The sequence below is a fragment of the Arthrobacter sp. SAFR-179 genome (genome assembly GCF_059414945.1).
The window spans coordinates 820236-836725 of the sequence record NZ_JBPFDM010000001.1 but is presented as its reverse complement, the minus strand read 5'-3'; the positions used below and the strand labels follow the sequence as shown (position 1 = coordinate 836725).

General features: G+C 65.5%; 11 protein-coding genes and 2 tRNA genes. 9 read left to right on the top strand and 4 right to left on the bottom strand.

The window, feature by feature from the left end; genetic code table 11:
• Nucleotides 1–81: 81 nt before the first annotated feature.
• From ilvN to ilvD, 3 genes are all read right to left on the bottom strand, one after another.
• Nucleotides 82–594, bottom strand: coding sequence for an acetolactate synthase small subunit (ilvN, locus tag ACR65K_RS04035; protein ID WP_056335251.1), 513 nt, complete (start codon nt 592–594; stop codon nt 82–84).
• A gap of 2 nt (nt 595–596) precedes the next feature.
• Complete coding sequence (locus tag ACR65K_RS04030; RefSeq protein WP_056335248.1) at nt 597–2504, bottom strand: acetolactate synthase large subunit; 1908 nt, start codon at nt 2502–2504, stop codon at nt 597–599.
• Between the two features lie 373 nt (nt 2505–2877).
• Nucleotides 2878–4599, bottom strand: a complete 1722-nt coding sequence (gene ilvD / locus ACR65K_RS04025; protein ID WP_056335245.1) for a dihydroxy-acid dehydratase — start codon at nt 4597–4599, stop codon at nt 2878–2880.
• A 260-nt stretch (nt 4600–4859) separates the two neighbouring features.
• Between ilvD and ACR65K_RS04020 the strand changes: the two genes are divergently transcribed.
• From ACR65K_RS04020 to ACR65K_RS04010, 3 genes are all read left to right on the top strand, one after another.
• Nucleotides 4860–5969: a sunset domain-containing protein gene (locus tag ACR65K_RS04020; RefSeq protein ID WP_440151405.1), complete on the top strand. Its 1110-nt coding sequence runs from the start codon at nt 4860–4862 to the stop codon at nt 5967–5969.
• Nucleotides 5923–7143, top strand: a complete 1221-nt coding sequence (locus ACR65K_RS04015; protein WP_440151404.1) for a PQQ-dependent sugar dehydrogenase — start codon at nt 5923–5925, stop codon at nt 7141–7143. Before ACR65K_RS04020 ends, ACR65K_RS04015 begins: the two co-directional genes overlap by 47 nt.
• A gap of 114 nt (nt 7144–7257) precedes the next feature.
• Nucleotides 7258–7333 (top strand) — tRNA-Lys (locus ACR65K_RS04010).
• Between the two features lie 241 nt (nt 7334–7574).
• On the opposite strand, the gene ACR65K_RS04005 is transcribed toward ACR65K_RS04010, so the two are convergent.
• Nucleotides 7575–8033: a MarR family winged helix-turn-helix transcriptional regulator gene (locus ACR65K_RS04005; RefSeq protein WP_142033003.1), complete on the bottom strand. Its 459-nt coding sequence runs from the start codon at nt 8031–8033 to the stop codon at nt 7575–7577.
• Between the two features lie 96 nt (nt 8034–8129).
• Between ACR65K_RS04005 and bcp the strand changes: the two genes are divergently transcribed.
• From bcp to ACR65K_RS03975, 6 genes are all read left to right on the top strand, one after another.
• A complete protein-coding gene (gene bcp, locus ACR65K_RS04000; RefSeq protein ID WP_440151403.1) occupies nt 8130–8603 on the top strand; it encodes a thioredoxin-dependent thiol peroxidase in 474 nt (157 codons plus the stop codon).
• 121 nt (nt 8604–8724) lie between these two features.
• Nucleotides 8725–8806, top strand: a tRNA-Leu gene (locus tag ACR65K_RS03995).
• Between the two features lie 229 nt (nt 8807–9035).
• Nucleotides 9036–9728, top strand: coding sequence for a fasciclin domain-containing protein (locus ACR65K_RS03990; protein WP_440151402.1), 693 nt, complete (start codon nt 9036–9038; stop codon nt 9726–9728).
• Nucleotides 9729–9889: 161 nt separating this feature from the next.
• Complete coding sequence (locus ACR65K_RS03985; protein ID WP_440151401.1) at nt 9890–11557, top strand: ABC transporter substrate-binding protein; 1668 nt, start codon at nt 9890–9892, stop codon at nt 11555–11557.
• Nucleotides 11558–11636: 79 nt separating this feature from the next.
• The gene (locus ACR65K_RS03980; protein ID WP_440151400.1) at nt 11637–13139 is read left to right on the top strand and encodes a malate:quinone oxidoreductase; all 1503 of its coding nucleotides are present in this window, start codon (nt 11637–11639) and stop codon (nt 13137–13139) included.
• Between the two features lie 69 nt (nt 13140–13208).
• Nucleotides 13209–16439, top strand: a complete 3231-nt coding sequence (locus ACR65K_RS03975) for an efflux RND transporter permease subunit (RefSeq protein WP_440151399.1) — start codon at nt 13209–13211, stop codon at nt 16437–16439.
• The last annotated feature ends 51 nt before the right edge of the window (nt 16440–16490 follow it).

Here is a 16490-nt window from a genome sequence, read left to right as displayed (position 1 = left end):
GCGTAACTCCTCTTGAGTGGTTGTAGATAGTGGTCTTGCGGTGCTGCGGTTACGGGCGCCAGTCCCGCCTTGGGCAGGTGCCTAGGCGGAGCGGAGCGCCCGGTCACTCATGGAGCGGGATCCCCGTCCAACGGCCAGGGTGCCGGACTGCACAATTTCGCGGATGCCGAAGGGCTCCAGCACTGAGAGCAGGGCTGTGAGCTTTTCGGGGTGGCCTGTGGCCTCAATGACGACGGAGTCTGTAGAGACGTCAACCACTGAAGCGCGGAACAGGTCTGCGGCCTGGGTTACCTGCAGACGTGTTGCGGCATCCGCACGTACCTTGACCAGGATGTGGTCGCGCTGTACGGAAGATTCGAGAGTCAGCTCAACGATCTTGATCACGTTGATCAGTTTGTTGAGCTGCTTGGTGACCTGCTCGATGAGGTCGCCGTCGGCGTCGACCACCACCGTCATGCGGGATACGCCCGGCACTTCGGTGGGGCCAACGGCCAGGGAGTTGATGTTGAAGGCGCGGCGGGCGAAGAGGCTGGCCACGCGGGTCAGGACGCCGGGCTTGTCCTCAACCAGGACGGAGAGTGTGTGGCGGCTCATGCTCAGTCTTCCTCTTCCCATTCCGGGGTCATGTTGCGGGCAACCTGGATCTGGTCGTTGCTAACGCCGGCGGGCACCATTGGCCACACCATGGAGTTGGGGCTCACCACGAAGTCGATGACCACGGGGCGGTCGTTGATCTCGAGGGCCTTTTGGATGGTGGCGTCGATGTCCTCTTCGCGTTCACAGCGGAACGAGGCGCAGCCGTAGGCCTCCCCCAGCTTGACGAAGTCCGGGATACGGACAGTGTCATGGCCGGTGTTGAGGTCGGTATTGGAGTAGCGGCCCTCGTAGAAGAGGGTCTGCCACTGGCGCACCATTCCCAGCGAAGAGTTGTTGATGACAGCCACCTTGATGGGGATGTTGTTGATGGCGCAGGTAGCCAATTCCTGGTTGGTCATCTGGAAGCAGCCGTCGCCGTCGATGGCCCAGACCACCCGGTCGGGCTCGCCAACCTTCGCGCCCATGGCCGCCGGGACGGCGTAACCCATGGTGCCGGCGCCGCCGGAGTTCAGCCAGGCGTGGGGGCGCTCATACTTGATGAACTGGGCAGCCCACATCTGGTGCTGGCCCACGCCGGCCACGTACACGCCTTCAGGCCCGGTGAGGGCGCCGATCCGCTGGATGACCTTCTGCGGGGCGATCAGGCCGTCATCCGGTTCCGTCCAGCCCAGCGGGTAGGTTTCCTTGAGGTTGTTCAGGAACGCCCACCAGGTGGTGAGGTCGGGGGTGCCGGAGGCCTCGAACTGGCTGCGCACGGCCTCGGTGAGTTCGGGGATGATCTCCTTGACGGATCCCACGATGGGCACGTCAGCGGTGCGGTTCTTGGAAATTTCAGCCGGATCGATGTCCGCATGGATGACTTTGGCATTGGGCGCGAAGGTCTTCAGCACGCCGGTGACGCGGTCATCGAAGCGGGCGCCGAGCGTGATCAGCAGATCGGACTGCTGCAGCGCGGTGACGGCCGAGACGCTGCCGTGCATGCCGGGCATGCCCACGTGCTGGGGGTGCGAATCCGGGAACGCGCCCTTGGCCATCAGTGTGGTGACCACAGGTGCCCCGGTTGCTTCGGCGAGGGCGAGCAGCTCGGCGGAGGCGTGCGACTTGACCACACCGCCGCCCACGTACAGAACCGGCTTGGTGGACGCCGCAATGAGCTTGGCGGCCTCGCGCACCTGCTTGTTGTGGCCGCGGGTGACCGGCCGGTAGCCGGGCAGGTCGATCTTCGGCGGCCAGGAGAACGTCATCTGGCCAACCTGGGCGTCCTTGGCAACGTCCACCAGCACCGGCCCGGGACGGCCGGTGGAAGCAAGGTGGAAGGCTTCGGCCATGACGTGGGGGATGTCGTTGGGGTCCGTCACCAGGAAGGAGTGCTTGGTGATGGGCATGGTGATGCCCACGATGTCGGCTTCCTGGAAGGCATCGGTGCCGATGACGCCGCTGGATACCTGGCCGGTGATGGCCACCAGGGGCACGGAGTCCATGTGGGCATCCATGATGGCGGTAACGAGGTTGGTGGCTCCGGGGCCGGAGGTGGCGATGCAGACGCCAACCCTCCCCGTGACCATGGCGTAGCCTTGCGCAGCATGGCCGGCTCCCTGTTCGTGACGGACCAGCACGTGGTTCATGGTGGAGGCCATCAAGGGGTCGTAGGTGGGCAGGATTGCGCCACCGGGCAAACCGAAAATATCGTCGACGCCGAGTTCTTCGAGCGAGCGGACGATCGCTTGCGAGCCGGTCATCACCGTCGGGGGTACGACGTTGTTCGGCCCAAGGACAGGAGAGACGGCAGCAAGGTCGGCGACGACGGCGGCGTGGTCAGCCGTCCGGTCGGCGCGTTCCGGAGCCTTGGCGGCTCCAGCGGACTTGGTGGCCATCAGCGAGGGGCTGATGGGCGATCCTTTGCTCATCGGACTCTTCCTTGTGGATCTTCTGTGGTGTTGGTGACTGAGGGAAATAAAAAAACCCCTCAGCCGGGTGGCTCTGTGAGGGGTTTCGCGCGTGACGGTTCGTTACCAGTGGAGGCTAATGTGCCACGCGCTTGGTAAGGACGACGACAGTGCCGGTAACGAAGGTCATGTGTTCAGTGTTCCCTCTTGGCAAGTTCAGTGTCAACGAGCAACAACCCAATCTCACCATATGGACTCCATTGTCCATCTTTCGATCCCCTCTTCGCAGGGACCAATCCCTCAGCGACCCACCCAAGCCCGGAAGGGCTTAATAAGGGTGACACCGAGGGTCCCTTTACATAAGGCGCTCAGCGCCTTATGTAAAGGGAAGGCGTCAGACGCCGGTGTAGGCGCCCTGGCTCGCGCTGTGCACCAGTTTGGCGTACTTGGCGAGCACGCCCTTTGTGTAGCGGGCCGGGAGCGGCTCCCACCCTGCCTTACGGGCTTCGAGCTCGGCTTCGTCCACCAGCAGGTCGAAGCTGCGGGCGGCGATGTCCACCCGGATCCGGTCCCCGTCCTTCACAAAGGCGATGGGGCCGCCGTCGACCGCTTCCGGTGCAACGTGGCCAATGCACAGCCCCGTGGTGCCGCCGGAGAACCTGCCGTCGGTGAGCAGCAGGACGTCCTTGCCCAGCCCTGCCCCCTTGATGGCACCGGTGATCGCGAGCATTTCGCGCATTCCCGGGCCTCCCTTGGGCCCTTCATAGCGGATGACCACAACATCGCCGGCTTTGATGGCACCGTTGTCCAGCGCGTCCAGGGCACCCTGCTCACGCTCGAACACGCGGGCCGTTCCCTCGAAAACGTCGGCGTCGAACCCGGCGCTCTTCACCACCGCGCCCTCCGGGGCCATGGTGCCGTGCAGGATGGTGATGCCGCCGGTCTTGTGGATCGGGTTGTCCAGCGCGCGCAGGATCTTTCCGTCCACGTCGGGCGGGTTGATCGCGGCCAGGTTTTCAGCGACGGTCTTGCCCGTGACGGTGAGGCAATCCCCGTGGAGCAGGCCGGCGTCGAGCAGGGCCTTCATGATCACCGGTACGCCGCCGATCCTGTCGACGTCGGTCATGACGTAGCGGCCGAACGGCTTGAGGTCGCCCAGGTGCGGGATCTTGTCGCCGATGCGGTTGAAGTCGTCAAGGGTGAGCTCAACCTCGGCTTCGCGGGCGATGGCCAGCAGGTGCAGGACGGCATTGGTGGAGCCGCCGAAGGCCATGGTGACGGCGATGGCGTTCTCGAAGGCCTTCCTGGTCATGATGTCGCGGGCTGTGATGCCATGGCGCAGCAGGTTGACCACTGCTTCGCCCGACTTGCGGGCGAATTCGTCACGACGGCGGTCTGCCGAAGGTGGTGCGGCCGAGCCGGGCAGGGACATGCCGAGTGCCTCGCCGATGCAGGCCATGGTGTTGGCCGTGTACATGCCGCCGCAGGCGCCTTCGCCGGGGCAGATGGCCTTTTCGATGCGGGTGAGGTCCTCCATGCTCATCTTGCCGGCCGCGCACGCGCCGACCGCTTCGAAGGCGTCGATGAGGGTGACTTCCTTTTCGGATCCGTCCTCGAGCTTGACCCAGCCGGGCATGATGGAGCCCGCGTAGAGGAACACGCTGGCCAGGTCCAGGCGGGCAGCGGCCATGAGCATGCCCGGGAGGGACTTGTCACAGCCTGCCAGCAGGACCGAACCGTCGATCCGCTCGGCCTGCATCACGGTCTCGACGGAGTCGGCGATGACTTCGCGGGAGACCAGGGAAAAGTGCATGCCTTCGTGGCCCATGGAAATACCGTCGGAGACGGAGATGGTGCCGAACTGCATGGGGAAACCGCCGCCCGCGTGGACGCCTTCCTTGGCACCCTGCGCGAGCCGGTTCAGGGAGAGGTTGCAGGGGGTGATTTCATTCCAGGAACTTGCCACGCCCACCTGCGGCTTGGCGAAGTCGTCATCCCCCATGCCGACGGCCCGGAACATGCCGCGTGCAGGGGCCGCATGGATCCCATCGGTCACAACACGGCTGCGGGGCTTGATGTCAGGCGTGTTCTCGCTTGCGGTCTGGGCGTCACTCATAGGGGAAAGTCTAGGGCTCGGACCCTGGCGGAAACGACCGCCGGACCAGGGATGTGGCAAAAACGCCTGAAAAACCCGCCAAATAGTGGACTTCTGTCTCATATTTTGAGACCAGGGTGCCGTGGGCCCCGATTCGGCCCCGCCGAAGGGCTTCCGGCCAGCGCAGGGCTCCGGGTCGCGCGGCGTCTCTGGACAGCTGTGTTGACCCGACGTAGCGTCGGGGGCAGGACACCCCAGCCCCCTGGAGCGAAAGGCTTGCCATGGACATTGTTTTCTGGATCATTCTCATCGTTGTCATCGCTGTCATCATCTGGTGGCTGCTGAACCGCAGCAAGTCAGCCGGTCCGTCCGGCAGGCCATCGGCAGGGACCAGGACGGACGGAGCGCTCGAGGGCGGCAGTGCCGCCGCGTCCGCCGATGCCGCGGGCACCACCGGTATCCCCACCGCGGCGGGGTTCGGAAAGCCGGCCGAACCCGCCGTCCCTGCCGCTGCCGAGGAACCGGCGGATTCGTCCGCTTCCGGCTCCGGCACGTCCCGCAGCAGCGTTTCAGGCGGCAGCGCTTCAGCCAGCGGCGCCGAGGCCGGGCAGCGCCATCACCAGGACCAATCGGAGAGTCAGTCACAAAACGAGGCTGCGGACCAGGCCGAATGGGAAACCCAATGGTCCGAGGCAGGAGCCGGGTCAGGCTCCTCGGCGGTGGGGTCAGCCGGTACTCCTGCGCATCAGGCTGACCGGACCGAAGCCTCCGCCGGGACAGCCTCCGGTCAGGCTTCCCCGCCGGACTCCCGCCCGGTCCACCATGACGAATACACGGCCCCCCACGCCCCCACGCTTCCCGGCGCTGAAACGGCCGCCATTGAGAGCGCGGACGACGCCGGCCCGTCACCTGAGGTGCCGGCGGGCGGACACCCGTCCCAGCACCGGGCCGACTCCTCCGAATCGGTACACCGGCAGCCGCCGGCCGCGCCTGCCGCTGCCGGTGGGAGCCAGGGGGAAGCCGCCGCGGCCGAAACGCTGGACCGCACCCAGTCCTCCGCCCTCGTGGAGAACGGCGCGGACCACCACCAGCCATCCGGGCAGGGCCAGGACGTGGCTGCGGCCGGGCCGGCCGTGCAGGCACAGGGCCCGGATTCCGCCCTGCCTTCCGGGCACCTTGCAGCAGATGAGCCATATGGGGCAGGTTCGGCTGCGCCGGGTCCCGACGGAAGCGGACCGGCGGACTACACGGTCAAGGGCGATGCCGCCGCAATGGTCTACTACGAAGAAGGGCATCCCGACTATGAGCAGACCCGGGCGGAAGTCTGGTTTGAATCTGCTGCGCATGCGGAGGCTGCAGGCTTCCGGGCCCCGCGCCGCAAACGGCTCTAGCAGGGGGAAGGCCCGCCGCGCCGCGGCGGGCCTTCCCTGCCTGGCCGTGTGCCTGGTACTGGCCGCCTGCACGGGAACGTCCGGGCCGCCTCAACCGGGCACCGGCACGGCCAGCAGCGGCACCGCGCCGGGAACCGCCGTCGTTATCCCTCCGCCGCCCACCGTCCCCGCCGCCGCTTCTTCCTCTACCCCGGCCCCTCCTCCTCAAACTGTCCCTGTTCCCACGGTGCAGGAACGGCTGGAGCTGCAGCTGGACATCCCGTGGGCCGCCGTGTTCCTTCCGGACCGGACTGCCATCATCTCCGAGCGGGAAACGGCGCTCCTGAAGGCCGTACGGGACGGAAAAGCCACCACGCTCGGCAAGGTCCCGGACGTGGTGCCCGCCGGCGAAGGGGGCCTGCTGGGCCTGGCGCTGTCCCCGCACTTCGACGCAGACCACCTGCTGTATGCCTACCTGACCGCCCGTGATGACAACCGGGTGGTCCGGCTTACCGTCCAAGGCGATGCCGGCGGTTCCCTGACGCTCGGCCAGCCCCAGGTGGTGTTGTCGGGGATACCAAAGGCCAGTACCCACAATGGCGGCAGGATCCGTTTCGGCCCGGACGGCTTCCTGTATGTAGGCACGGGCGATGCCCAGCGCCGCGAACAGCCCCAGGACCCGAATGCGCTGGGCGGCAAAATTCTCCGGCTCACCGCCGACGGCGGCCCCGCCCCCGGCAACCCGTTTGGCAACGCTGTCTACAGCCTGGGGCACCGGAACGTCCAGGGCCTGGCCTGGGATGGATCAGGCAGGCTGTGGGCCAGCGAGTTCGGCCCGGACGTGGACGACGAGTTGAACCTGATTCTCCCGGGGGCCAACTACGGCTGGCCGCAGGTCACCGGAGCTCCGCACCGTGCGGAGTTCCAGGACGCCAAGGTGGTGTGGCCTTCCACCCGCGACTCTTCACCCAGCGGACTGGAAATTGCCGGAGATGTTGCCTATCTGGGCGCCCTCCGCGGTGAACGCTTCTGGGCGGTCCCGCTCCAAGGGACGGAGGCAGGTAATCCTGTGGCCTATTTCACAGGTGAGTACGGCAGGATCCGGGACGTCATCCGGACCCCGGAGGGCGGGCTCTGGCTGCTGACGAACAACGAAAACCCTGATTTCGTGCTGGTTTTGCGCCCCCTCCAGTGATCCAGGCACCGCCGGCGGCGCCGATTTCACTTGCACCAAAAGTTCGTGTAGAGTTTCATGTCGTTGCGGAGATCAACGGGAAAGAAAAAGCCCGGGGATGGAAGCGAACAAGATGCACCTCTAGCTCAATTGGCAGAGCAATTGACTCTTAATCAATGGGTTCCGGGTTCAAGTCCCGGGGGGTGCACCACTGGGAAAACAGCCTCCGGCTTTGTGGAAACACAAGCCGGGGGCTGTTTTGTTTTGCCCACTTGGTCATCGATTGCTCCGTAAGTGCCGTTTTGAGGGCTCAAAACGGCAGGTACGGAGCAATCGATGGTGGCGGGACGGGGAGAAGTACGACGACGGCCCGGTGGCTGGGCACAAAAAAGCGCGGCCCGGCTTTTCCAAGCCAGAGCCGCGCTTTCGTTAAGCGGTCTGCGGTGCCACAGCTACTTGGCGGCGTTGTCCACCAGGGCAGCGGCGTTGCCGGGCGTCGTGGAGAACTGGCTGGCGAGCTCACGCACCACGGCCTTGAGTTCCTGCCGCAGCAGTTCGGGGTCAATCGACGCCGATGCCAGCACCGAGCGCTCCATCTCCACAGCCTGGGCCACGGCGTCCTTGCCCTGCTCGGTGAGCGAGACCACGTGGCTCCTGCGGTCCGAGGTGCTGCGCACCCGGACGATGTGGCCGTGGGACTCAAGCCGGCTGAGCGTCTTGCCCATGGTCTGGGCCTGGACGCGGACATACTGGGCAAGCTGCGCCTGGGTCATGGGTCCTTGCGCGGCAAGGACTTCGATGGCGATAACACCGGCGTGGGTAAGTCCGATGGCGCCAAGTTTTTCGTTCCATGAGTGTTCAACGAGGCGCGCAGCAGTGGACAGGAGGCGCCCTGTGGGCCAGTGATCCATATCAGGCATAGCAGCAAGTATAGCCAAATGCCGATTAGCACTCGTCCCACCTGCTTACTAGGCTGTTGTGTCCCGCCCGCAACAAGGAGAAAAACAATGGCTGAAAGGCTCGTTACCGGCGACAAAGCACCCGCTTTCACCCTGCAGGATTCAACCGGCAAGGACGTCAGCCTGGCTCCCCGGCCCGGCCGCTCCACCATTGTCTATTTCTACCCTGCCGCCTCCACGCCCGGCTGCACCAAGGAGGCCTGCGACTTCCGGGACAGCCTCGCCTCCCTGCAGGCCTCCGGCTACGACGTCCTGGGCATCTCCCCCGACCCCGTTGAGAAACTGGCCAAGTTTGCTGCGAACGAGTCGCTGACGTTCCCGCTGCTCTCCGACGCGGACCACGCGGTGGCCGAGGCGTACGGCGCCTGGGGCGAAAAGAAGAACTACGGCAAGACTTACCAGGGCCTCATCCGGTCCACTGTGGTGGTGGACCCGTCCGGCGCCGTTTCCCTTGCCCAGTACAACGTCCGGGCCACCGGCCACGTGGCCAAACTGCGGCGGGACCTCAACCTGGACACCTGATCCGTCCGGCGCCCACCCCGGGCCCGCTGCCAAGGACCCGCCCAGGCAGGCCCGCGGGGCAACGCTACAATGGACACTGGCATCCGCCGTCGGACCTTAAAGGTTGGCAGCAGGACGCCGCGCGCGAGTGGTGAAATTGGCAGACACGCAGGATTTAGGTTCCTGTGCCTTCGGGCGTGGGGGTTCAAGTCCCCCCTTGCGCACCTGTGGATCCCCCGGCTTCGGCCGGGGGATCCGTGCTTTAAGCACCCGCCTGGCTGCCGCCGGTTTCTGCCCCGATTAGAAAAACTCCAAAGATCACCCATCCGCCGCGGCCCAACGGCCGAATAGCCATTGAGACACCAGCCAAGGGCAGGTGCTTACACCAAGGCAAGGTGCAGGCCGCGGACAGCGTCCACAAGCGGCAGGCAAAACGATCCAAGGAGAACTGAAATGCAGAACTTCAAGCGCACCACTTTCACCGTCGCCGGCGTTGCAGCGGCCGCACTGCTGAGCCTCACCGCATGTGGCGGTTCCGGCAGCACTTCCGGTTCCTCGGCGTCGTCTGCGCCGATGGCGTCCTCCCCCAGCTCCAGCATGGCATCGCCGTCCAGCTCCGCCATGGCGTCCCCGTCTGCGGCCAGCATGGACCCGGCCGCCAACCTGGTTGGCCCCGGCTGCGCCGCCTACGCCCAGCAGGTTCCCAGCGGTGCCGGCTCGGTGGAGGGCATGGCCCTTGATCCGGTGGCCGTGGCCGCCTCCAACAACCCGATCCTGACCACCCTCACGGCCGCCGTTTCCGGCAAGCTGAACCCCAAGGTGGACCTGGTTGACACCCTCAACGGCGGCGAATTCACTGTCTTCGCACCGGTTGACGACGCCTTCAAGAAGATCGACGCCGCCACCATCGAGACCCTGAAGACGGACGACGCGCTGCTGAGCAAGATCCTGACCTACCACGTGGTTCCCGGCCAGATCACCCCGGACAAGATCGCCGGCACGCACGCCACGGTCCAGGGCGGTTCCGTCACGGTGACCGGCAGCGGGGACAACCTCAAGGTGGACAACGCCAACGTCGTTTGCGGCGGCGTCAAGACCAAGAACGCGACGGTCTACCTGGTCGACTCGGTCCTCATGCCCAAGTAAGCACCGCGCACGCCCCCTCAAGGCCCGGGTCCGCCGGCAACCAGCGGACCCGGGCCTTGGCGCGTCACGCGTGTACCTGGGGTCCGCCCCAGGTCCTGTCCTCTAGACTGGGTCCCGGCCCGCAAGCGGCGGAGCCGGCAGCATCCAGAGGTGATAAACGAGTGCCCAGCAGTACATCGCGGCGGACGGTCATCAAAGCCGGCGCCGTCCTCATGGCGCTGGGCGTGACCTCATGCACGGGAATGCCGTCCCCGTCCCCCACCTCCGGAACGCCCAATTCCACTCCCGCCGAGCCGGATGCCACGTTCAATTTCGGCACCGCCGCCCAGCCCCTAGGACTGGACCCGGCCCTGTCCAGTGACGTGGAGTCCCAGCGCATCACCCGCCAGATCCTCGAAGGGCTGGTAGGCGTTGACCAGACCACCGGCAAGCCCACCCCGCTGCTGGCCACGGAGTGGAACGAGTCCAACGAAGGCCGGACCTACACCTTCAAGCTCCGCACGGGGGTGACCTTCCAGGACGGCACACCATTCAACGCCGACGCCGTCTGCGCCAATTTCAACCGTTGGTTCACGTTTCCCGTGGAGTTGCGGAAACAGGCGCCCGGCAGCTCGTTCAAGAGCGTGTTCAAGGCGCACTCGGACGAGCCTGGGCTGTCCATCTTCAAAAGCTGCACAGCGGTCTCCGCCGACACCGTCCAGATTGACCTGACGCAGCGTTTCACGGCGTTCCTCCAGGCACTGACGCTGCCGGCCTTCGCCATTGCGTCCCCTGCTGCCCTCGCCGCCGGCAGGGCCGACGTCCTGGACCAGAACCGGGGCGGCCAGGCGATGTCCGCGTTCGCCACCAACCCGGTGGGCACCGGACCCTTCACCCTGGCCGCATGGGGCAACGACAACGTCACCTTGTCCAGCAACAAGACCTACTGGGGCGACCGCGGCCAGATCGCCACCATCAACTTCCTGGCCTACAACCATCCCCAGACCCGTCTCCAGGCCCTGCTGGACGGAAAGATCGACGGTTATGACGCCGTCACCGTGGGGAATTTCGACCAATTGGTCAAGCGCGGCAAGCAGATTGTGCAGCGCGACCCCTTCTCGGTGATGTACGTCGGCATGAACCAGGACATCCCGGTGCTCCAGAACCAGAAGGTCCGGCAGGCGGTGGAGCTGGCGATCGACAAGGAAACCCTGATCCGGAAGTTCTTCATCGATAACACCGCCAAGGCCACGCAGTTTGTTCCGCCCAAGATCAGCGGCTTCAACAACGACGCGCCGGCACTCGGACACGATCCACTGAAGGCCAAGGATTACCTGAAGGAGGGCGGCTACGCGGGCGAGGAACTGAAGTTCTACTACCCCATGAACGTCACCCGCCCCTACCTGCCCACGCCGGAGAAGGTTTACGCGGAACTCAGCCGCCAGCTGACCGCAGTGGGCTTCAACATCCGGCCCGTCCCGGTTGACTGGTCCGACGGCTACCTGCAGAAGGTCCAGTCCGCCGGCGACCACGCGCTCCACATCCTCGGCTGGAACGGTTCCTATTCGGATGCGGACAACTTCGTGGGCCCGCTCTTCGGCGAGAAGAACGGGGAGTTCGGCTACCAGGACCCCCAGGTCTTCTCAAAGATCAACCGGGCACGGGGGCTGCCCGACGGCAAGGAACGCGATGAGCTCTATCACACCATCAACACCCAGATAGCGGCGACCGTGCCGGCTGTTCCCATCGCCTTCCCCATCTCCGCGCTTGCCCTGTCAGACCGCGTGCTGAGCTACCCCGCCTCCCCGGTCTTAAACGAAGTTTTCACGAAGGTCCAGCTAAAGCCTTGACGGCCCGGGCCAATTTCAGTATGCGGGCTGCGCGGGGATATTCTGTGACAGCCAGAGCCGCTGCAATCGGAGACTGATCGTGACCTTCATTTCCAAGACCCCACACGCCGACGTTGTCCTGATAGGCGGCGGCATCATGAGCGCCACGCTGGGGGCATTCCTCAAGCAGCTGGAACCGGACTGGACCATCTCCCTGTTCGAACGGCTGGACCAGCCGGGCCTCGAAAGCTCAGATCCCTGGAACAACGCAGGAACGGGCCATGCCGCCCTCTGCGAGCTCAACTACTCCCCCGCGGCCAAAGACGGCTCGGTCAACCCCGCCAAGGCACTGCTCATCAACGAACAGTTCCAGCTCTCCCGCCAGTTCTGGTCCCACCTGGTGGACAACAACCTGATCGGTTCACCCAAGGGCTTCATCAATACCGTCCCCCACATGAGCTTCGTGATCGGTGAGGACCACGCCCGGTTCCTGAAGACCCGCTATGAGGCACTGAAGCCGCACACCCTGTTCCGCAGCATGGAGTTCTCCGAGGACCACGCCCAGATTGCCAAGTGGGCGCCGCTGATCGTCAAGGGCCGCGACCCCCAGCAACGCATCGCCGCCACCCGCGCCGCCGAGGGAACCGACGTCGACTTCGGGGCACTCACCCGCGAGCTGACCACCTACCTGGGGCACAACGGCGTCGAAATCAACTACAACCACGACGTCACCGGAATCTCGCGGGCGTCGGACGGCGGCTGGGACCTGACGCTGAAGCACCCCAAGTCCGGCGAGCACGGCAAGATCCATGCCAAGTTCGTCTTTGTCGGGGCCGGCGGCGGCGCCCTGCACCTGCTCCAGGCCTCCGGCATCCCGGAAAGCAAGGGCTACGGCGGCTTCCCCGTCTCCGGCCAGTTCTTCCGCTGCACGGACGAGGCCATCGCGGCCCAGCACAGCGCCAAGGTCTATGGCCAGGCGTCTGTGGGCGCTCCGCCCATGTCCGTTCCGCACCTGGACACCCGCTACGTCAACGGGAAGCGCTCGCTCCTGTTCGGCCCGTACGCCGGATTCTCCACGAACTTCCTGAAGAACGGCTCCTACCTGGACCTGCCGCTGTCCATCCGGCCGTCCAACATCATTCCCATGCTGGCAGTTGCCAAGGACAACATGGACCTCACCGCTTACCTGGTCAAGGAAGTGGTGAAGAAGCACGACCAGAAGGTCGAGGCACTGCGCGAGTACTACCCCGAGGCAAAGGGCGGGGACTGGGAACTCATTACGGCCGGTCAGCGTGTACAGATCATCAAGAAAGACCCGCAAAAGGGCGGCATCCTTCAGTTCGGAACCGAAGTGATCGCCGGCCGCGACGGCTCCATCGGTGCGCTCCTGGGCGCCTCGCCCGGAGCCTCGACCGCTGTCCCCATCATGATCGAGCTCCTGCAGAAGACGTTCCCCCGGAACTTCAAGGGCTGGCAGGGCAAGCTCAAGGACATGATGCCTGGCTACGGGGTGAAGCTGGATGAGAATCCGGACCTGGCCGCGGAGCTGGAACGGGCCACGGCCAAATCCCTCCAGCTGGAGAGCGTTTCCGCCAGCCACTGACCCTGCCGGGGCCAGCGGCTGGCACCCCCAGGGCATGTACCAGTCACTCAGACCCCCAGGAGACCACCCATGTTCCGGCTGGCGCACCTTTCCCTGGCGAACCGGGCCCTGATCGCCCTGATCACCGTCTTCGCCTCGGTCTTCGGCGTGATCACCATGTCATCGCTGAAGCAGGAGCTCATTCCTTCCATTGAGTTCCCGCAGATCACGGTGCTCAGCTCCATGCCGGGTGCGTCTCCGGAAGTGGTGGACAAGCAGGTCAGTGGCCCGCTCGAAAAGGCGCTGAACGGCGTGGAGGGGCTGGAGTCCACCTCCTCCACGTCGCGCACCGGCGTCTCCCAGATCACCATGGTGTTCACGTACGGATCCAACCTGGACCGGGCCCGGAACCAGATCGACCGGGCCATCTCCAACGCCAAGCGGACCCTGCCCAGCGATGTCCAGCCGCAGGCCATTGCCGGAAGCATCAGTGACTTCCCCATCGTTTTCCTCGCCGTCTCCTCCGACAAGCCGCTGAGCGGGCTGAACGCCGACCTGCAGCGCCTGACCGTGCCCAGGCTGCAGAAGATCGACGGCGTTCGCAGCGCCGACGTGACCGGCGGCGCCTCCCAGCACATCGAGATCCTTCCAAAGCCCGACGCCATGACGGCAGCGGGGACAAGCGTCACCTCCATCCGGGACGCCCTGTCCAACAACGGCGCGCTGGTCCCGGCAGGCACCCTGCAGGACCAGGGCAAGACCCTGTCGCTCCAGATCGGCAGCCCGGTGGACTCCCTGGACGCAATCAAGGCACTGCCGCTGGGAGGTGCCAAAAACGGGGCAACCATCGGTACTGTCGCGGATGTGTCGCTCAAGGACGATGAACGCACCTCGATCACCCGCACCAACGGCGCCGAGACCTTGGCCATCTCCGTCACCAAGAAACCCGAAGGCGACACGGTGGGCATCTCGCACGCTGTGCGGGACTCCCTGAAGGACCTGGAAGCCGAACTGGGGTCCAACGCCCGGTTCACCCCTGTCTTTGACCAGGCACCGTTCATCGAGAAGTCCATCAAGGACCTCACCACGGAAGGCCTGCTGGGGCTGGGGTTCGCCGTCGCCATTATCCTGCTCTTCCTGATGTCCGCCCGGTCAACGCTGGTCACGGCGGTATCCATTCCGCTGTCCCTGCTGATCACGTTCATTGGCCTGTCGGCCACCGGCTACTCGCTGAACATCCTGACGCTCGGCGCGCTCACCATCGCGATCGGGCGCGTGGTGGACGACTCGATTGTCGTGATCGAAAACATCAAGCGGCACCTGAGTTACGGCGAGGATAAGTCGACGGCGATCCTCACCGCCATCAGGGAGGTGGCCGGTGCCATCACCGCCTCCACCCTGACTACGGTGGCCGTGTTCCTGCCGATCGCCTTCGTCGGCGAACTGGCCGGCGAATTGTTCCGGCCCTTCGCCTTGACGGTGACCATGGCGCTGCTGGCCTCGCTGCTGGTGTCACTGACCATCGTCCCGGTGCTCGCCTACTGGTTCCTCAGGAATCCCAAGGACCCGGCGGGTACGGCTGCTGCCGGCTCCGCCGAGGCCCGGCGGATCGCCGATGAGGCAAAAGCGAAGGCCCACGACGCCGAACAGCGCAGCCGCCTGCAGCGCGGCTACCTGCCCATCCTCCGCTCCACCCAGAAACATCCAGTCATTACCCTCGTGGCTGCAGTGCTGGTGCTCGGTGCCACCGGCGCCATGACACCGCTGCTGGCCACGAACCTCCTGGGCAATTCGGGACAGAACAGCCTTACCGTGCGCCAGATACTGCCGGCCGGCACCAGCCTGTCCGACACCAGCGCCGCCGCCGTCCGCCTCGAAGAGGTGCTCCGTGGGATCGACGGCATCAAGGACGTCCAGGTGACCTCCGGCAACGCCCAGGCCGGTTTTGCCGCACTCACATCCACCGGTTCCTCCAACTCCACCTTCACGGTGGTGACGGACGAAAAGGCCAACCAGGCACGCCTGCAGGAGACCGTGCGCTCGGAGCTTGCGAAGGTGCCCGACTCAGGCAAGGTATCGGTGGGCACCCAGCAGGGCGGCTTTGGCACCTCATCCACCGTGGACATCACGCTGAAGGCTGCTGACAGCGCCGACCTCCAGGCTGCCAGCGACACGATGGTGGCAGCCATGACAGGCGTCCCCGGCACCAGTGAGGTGGCCAGCAACCTGGCCGCCAGCAACCCCGTGGTCCAGGTCCGGGTGGACAGGGCCAAAGCCGCCGCCGCAGGCCTGAACGAGGAACAGGTTGCCGGGGTGCTGGCATCCACCATCAGCCCCATCCCTGCCGGCACGGTACGGATCGACACCGACGATTTCCCCGTCCGCATCGGCCAGGGCACCAAGTTCACCAGCATCGACGCCGTCCGGAACATCCCGCTGCCGGCGGGTGGCCGGCCCGTGACGCTGGGAAGCATCGCTTCCGTGGAGCAGGTGGACGTCCCCGTCTCCATCACCGCCAGCAACGGTGAGCGCACCGCCAAGGTGTCCATCACGCCGTCGGGCTCCAACCTGGGTGCGGTGAACACGGAAGTCCAAAAACGCCTGGCGGACGTCCAGCTGCCAGCCGGCGTCACCGCGGAGATCGGCGGCGCCACCACGCAGCAGGCGGAATCGTTCCGGCAGCTGGGGCTGGCCCTGCTGGCGGCCATCGCGATCGTCTACGTGATCATGGTGGCCACCTTCAAGTCCCTCATCCAGCCGCTGATCCTGCTGGTCTCGGTTCCGTTCGCGGCCACCGGCGCCGTGGCGCTGCTGCTGCTCACCGGCGTGCCCCTGGGCCTGCCGTCGCTCATCGGCATGCTGATGCTGGTGGGCATTGTGGTCACCAACGCCATCGTGCTGATCGACCTGATCAACCAGTACCGGCAACCGCGCGACGGCCGGCCCGGCATGAATGTGGCAGACGCCATCACGAACGGTGCACGCCAGCGCCTCCGGCCCATCCTGATGACGGCACTTGCCACGGTCTTTGCCCTGACCCCCATGGCACTGGGCCTCACGGGCGGCGGCGGGTTCATCTCACAGCCGCTGGCCGTGGTGGTGATCGGCGGCCTGGTGTCCTCCACCGCGTTGACCCTGGTCCTGGTTCCGGTGCTGTACCGGCTGGTGGAGGGGCGGCGCGAGAAGAAGGCGCTGTTGCGCGACCTCAAGACCCGCCCGGAGTTTGGTCCTGCCGCCGACGTGGATGCTGAGTTCCGCGACTGGACCACGGGCCAGGTGCCAAAAGTCAGCGGCCGGCGAGCCGCTCCCGGCGCCGAATAAAAGCACGGAATATTTCCGGCCCTACTGCGTTGTATCCGGCGATAGATGCAA